Here is a 3954-nt window from a genome sequence, read left to right as displayed (position 1 = left end):
GCGTTTCGATCCCCGGTATAGAGCGCGTCGAGATCGGGGGCGGTGCGCGCGGGGTCGACATCGCAGAGCTGGATCAGTTCGTTGATCATGCCGGGCAGGCCGAGGCGCTGGCCGTCCTCGGGGGAGAAGATCCGCACGCCGCTCGCCGCGAGCCGCTCGATCTCCTCGGCGACGATCACCCCGCCGCCACCGCCGAAGATCCGCACCTCACCGGCGCCCGCCTCGCGCAGTGCCCGCGCCAGGTATTCGAAGAACTCGATGTGCCCACCCTGATACGAGCTCACCGCGACGCCCTGCACGTCTTCCTCGATCACCGCGTCGACGATCTCGCGCACCGACCGGTTGTGCCCGAGATGGATCACCTCGGCGCCCTGGGCCTGCAGAATCCGCCGCATGATGTTGATCGCCGCGTCGTGCCCGTCGAACAGTGCCGCCGAGGTCACGAATCGCACGGGATTCACCGGAACATGCAGGCTCATGACTGCCTCCGCCATTGATAGAGCGCCCGATACTAGGACATCAAAGTAATTCTACTGTGAACCGCGTCACTTGGCCGCGAAACGCCCCGCCCAGCTTGCGGCGGAATCATCACCGCAGGTCGACATACTCGACGGATGGTTCGCGAGCACCGGGTGGATGTGGCGTTGGAGCGACTGGTGGCGTCCGGGGTGATCAGTGGCGAGCAGCGGGGAGCGGTGCTGCGGGCGGTCGACGAGCAGGAGCGGGCCGGGCGCGCGAGCGGGGGACGGGTGGCCGCCGAGATCGTGGCGTACCTGGGGGCCGCGCTGGTGGCCGCGGGTTTGGGACTGTTCATCGACCAGGCGTGGGCGCAGGTGGCGCAATCGGGCCGGGTGGTGTTGCTGGTGGTGGTGGCCGGGTGCGCGATGTGGGGAGCGGTGGTACTGGCCGAAGGATGCGTGGGCGTGTTCCGCCGGGTGCCGATCGCGTCGGCGGGGCGGGTGCGGCTGGCGGCGGTGCTGCTCGTGCTGGCGGCGGTGGCGGTGACCGGTGCGGTGGCGACGGCGTTCGACGGGCATCATGGCGACGCGACGGCCATCGCGGCCTCGATCGCGGGTCTGTTCGTCGCCGTTCTCGGATATCTGCTGGTGCCGAGCGTGCTCGGAATGGTCGCCGTGGCCTCCTTCGGTGTCGCGAGCATTCTCAATGTCACCTCGGAGCTGTTCGAGGTCCGATCGCCGTGGCAGGGGATCGCGCTGATGGCGTTCGGTGCGCTGTGGTTCGGACTCGCGTCGGCTCGCCTGCTGGTGGCCGAATGGGCCGGCTATCTCCTCGGCGGCATGATCGCGGTGATCGGCGCGCAATCGGTGACGTTCGGCGAATCGCTGTGGCGACCCTGCCTGACCGCGCTGATCGGGGTGCTCTGCTTCGTGCTGTACGTGCTGCGTCGCGACGCCGTGCTGGTGCTCGGTGGGGCGGCGGGGATCGCGGTCGCGGTCGTGCAGGCGGTGGCCGACTACACCGCGGGAGGGCCGGTCGTCGCGAGCGTGGTGTTGGGGATCGGCGCGCTGGTACTCACCGCGGGGGTGGTGGTCGTGGTCGGCAAGCAGGGATGACCTGCTGTGGGCCTCGGGAGGATCGGTTCAGGTCAGCGGATCAGGGTGGTTTCCTGGGCGCGGATCGTCCGGAAGAAGCGAGGACCCACATCGGCGCCGTCGTGGTTGTAGCTGTCGATGATCTCGGCGAGTTCATCGGCGAGCCGGCGCAGGTCCGCAGTGGCGGTGATGCGGTCGAATTCGTCGGGTTCCCACCCCCACGCGGGGGGTATGTCGGTGATGGTGACGACGATCTGGTCGGCGAACGGGGTCGTCACGGCCACGGTGAGCTGGGCGGGAGCCGCAGCGAGTGGGCTGTGGACGGTGACCTCGCCGGGCGCGCCCGCGGCGACGAAAGTGCGGGCGAAGGCGATGTCCTCGCGGACCGATTCCACGATCGAGGCGGTGCTCGCGTGCCTGCCCGCACGGTGGTGCCGCGAACCGTAGACGCGGTCCGGCGCGGCGCCCGAAGCAGTGTGGTCCGCGGATTTTCGGAGCAATCGGTCCAGCATCCGCTCGGCGGTGGCGCGCTCGCCCGCGCCGGTGTTCTCGTGGTCGATCAGTGCGCGCAGGCGGGTGATCCGCACGAAGTGGTCGCTGCCCATGGCGACGATTGTGCCGCAAATCGGGCGCGGTGGAATGCGTCACAGACGGCGTGGCACAGTTCAGATCCAGGTCACCGGAGAGCGGCGCGGCTCGGTATGGTCTGCACCATCCGTGACCGTTGATTGACAAGAGGGTGGCTGTGACCGAATTCGAGACGATTCTGCTGGAGCGCAAGGGCGGCACCGACGGTAAGGGCGGGGTCGGCTGGATCACCCTGAACCGGCCCAAGGCACTCAATGCTCTCAATGCCCAGGTCCTCGACGACGTCATCGCCGCGCTCGACGAGCTCGACCGCGATGATTCCATCGGCGCCGTCGTGATCACCGGCTCGGCGAAGGCCTTCGCGGCGGGCGCCGACATCAAGGAGATGGCGCCCAAGTCGTACATGGACATGTTCCTGGCCGACTACTTCGCCCGCTGGGACCGCCTGGCCAACTTCCGCAAGCCCACCATCGCCGCCGTCTCCGGGTACGCGCTCGGTGGCGGCTGTGAGCTGGCGATGCTGTGCGACATCCTGATCGCCGCCGACAACGCCAAGTTCGGCCAGCCCGAGATCACCCTCGGCGTCATCCCCGGCATCGGCGGCTCGCAGCGTCTCACCCGCGCGATCGGCAAGGCCAAAGCGATGGATCTGATCCTGACCGGCCGGATGATCGGTGCCGAGGAAGCCGAGCGCTCCGGGCTCGTCTCGCGGGTCGTGCCCGCCGACGAACTGCTCGACACCGCGCTGGAGGCCGCGCAGACCATCGCGTCGATGTCGCTGCCGGTCGCGATGATCGCCAAGGAGGCGGTGAACCGCTCGTTCGAGAGCACGCTCGCCGAGGGGCTGCTGTTCGAACGCCGGGTGTTCCATTCGCTGTTCGCGACCGAGGATCAGAAGGAAGGCATGGCCGCCTTCGTCGAGAAGCGGCCGCCGAACTTCACCAACCGCTAGTTCGGTTTCCAGCGCGGCGCACCGTCGATGAAGTGCGCGGTGCTCGGCGCGGTGCCCTGTTCAGGGGACCGCGCCGAGGGGTTGTCGTTGCTGAGCAGGCCAGCGACCGTGCCACCGAGGGTGGCCGTCACCGCGACCGCGGCGAGAAGTTTTCGGCGACCCTGGCGCGGCGGCGCTCCGATGACCCCCGCACCTCGACGCGGCATCCGTAACCGTGCCGAGGGACGGCGGGCACACAGCAGCACCGCGCCGCGCGCCGAAACATATTCCGGCTCAGGGTCGTACACGATCGGCAGGCCGATCAGCTGGGCCAGATCCGCACGCAGGCTCGGGTTGCGCGCGCAGCCACCCAGTAGTGCCAGCGCTCCCGGCTGCACCCCTGTTTCCTGGATCAGCAGGCGCACGAACGACGCCGAATGATGCAGTCCCGCTTCGCAGAGGGCGGCCAGATCGCTGCGGGTGAGCACGGCGCGGCCGCCGGTGTCGGCATCGGCGGCGGTGACAACTCTGGTGCGGCTCAACGATTCCCGATGTTCGCGGCTGGCGTGCGCGTCGGCCGAGACGCCACTGCGCGCGAGTTGCCAGCGCAGCAGCGCGTCGTAGCCGTTGCCGCTGATGACGGTGCTGCGTTTGCCCGCGAGGATGGTTTCGGTACGGCAGTCGGCGTGGGTGATGGTCAAACCGGAACTGCCCAGGTCGTAGAGCATCACCGAGTCGATGGCGGGCAGCAGGCCGCTGAAACGCAGATAGCGCAACTGGGCCAGTGGCTCGTCGACGATCGCGAAGTCGGCCTGGCCCGCTGCCGCTCTGATCGCATCGGCCTGTAACTCGCTGCGGCAGGTGACCGCGGTGCCCGAAATC

At 68.7% G+C, this 3954-nt stretch carries 5 protein-coding genes; 2 read left to right on the top strand and 3 right to left on the bottom strand.

From position 1 onward, the window contains the following. Positions 1–479: cobalamin B12-binding domain-containing protein (locus tag ACFWF3_RS27205; RefSeq protein ID WP_379316225.1), on the bottom strand; the 479-nt coding region annotated here is incomplete at its 3' end. Between the two features lie 135 nt (positions 480–614). Here ACFWF3_RS27205 and ACFWF3_RS27200 point away from each other — a divergent pair. Further along, positions 615–1574: a DUF2157 domain-containing protein gene (locus ACFWF3_RS27200; protein WP_379316223.1), complete on the top strand. Its 960-nt coding sequence runs from the start codon at positions 615–617 to the stop codon at positions 1572–1574. A gap of 32 nt (positions 1575–1606) precedes the next feature. Here the strand turns inward: ACFWF3_RS27200 and ACFWF3_RS27195 are convergent, their stop codons facing one another. Then, entirely contained in the window at positions 1607–2158 is a 552-nt protein-coding gene (locus ACFWF3_RS27195) for a hypothetical protein (protein WP_378996206.1), read from the bottom strand. A 140-nt stretch (positions 2159–2298) separates the two neighbouring features. Here ACFWF3_RS27195 and ACFWF3_RS27190 point away from each other — a divergent pair, with 140 nt between their 5' ends. Continuing rightward, positions 2299–3093, top strand: coding sequence for an enoyl-CoA hydratase (locus tag ACFWF3_RS27190; protein ID WP_378663168.1), 795 nt, complete (start codon positions 2299–2301; stop codon positions 3091–3093). Here the strand turns inward: ACFWF3_RS27190 and ACFWF3_RS27185 are convergent. Continuing rightward, positions 3090–3954: hypothetical protein (locus ACFWF3_RS27185; protein ID WP_379316221.1), on the bottom strand; the 865-nt coding region annotated here is incomplete at its 5' end. The genes ACFWF3_RS27190 and ACFWF3_RS27185 overlap by 4 nt on opposite strands.

This window comes from Nocardia sp. NPDC060220 (genome assembly GCF_042727815.1).
Classification (GTDB): Bacteria; Actinomycetota; Actinomycetes; order Mycobacteriales; family Mycobacteriaceae; genus Nocardia.
This window is presented reverse-complemented; position numbering and strand designations above follow the sequence as displayed.

What these genes read in the sequence shown, in the direction of transcription:
- ACFWF3_RS27195 (WP_378996206.1), bottom strand. Translation starts at nt 2,158, where the DNA reads ATGGGCAGCGACCACTTCGTGCGGATCACCCGCCTGCGCGCACTGATC.
- ACFWF3_RS27200 (WP_379316223.1), top strand. Translation starts at nt 615, where the DNA reads ATGGTTCGCGAGCACCGGGTGGATGTGGCGTTGGAGCGACTGGTGGCG.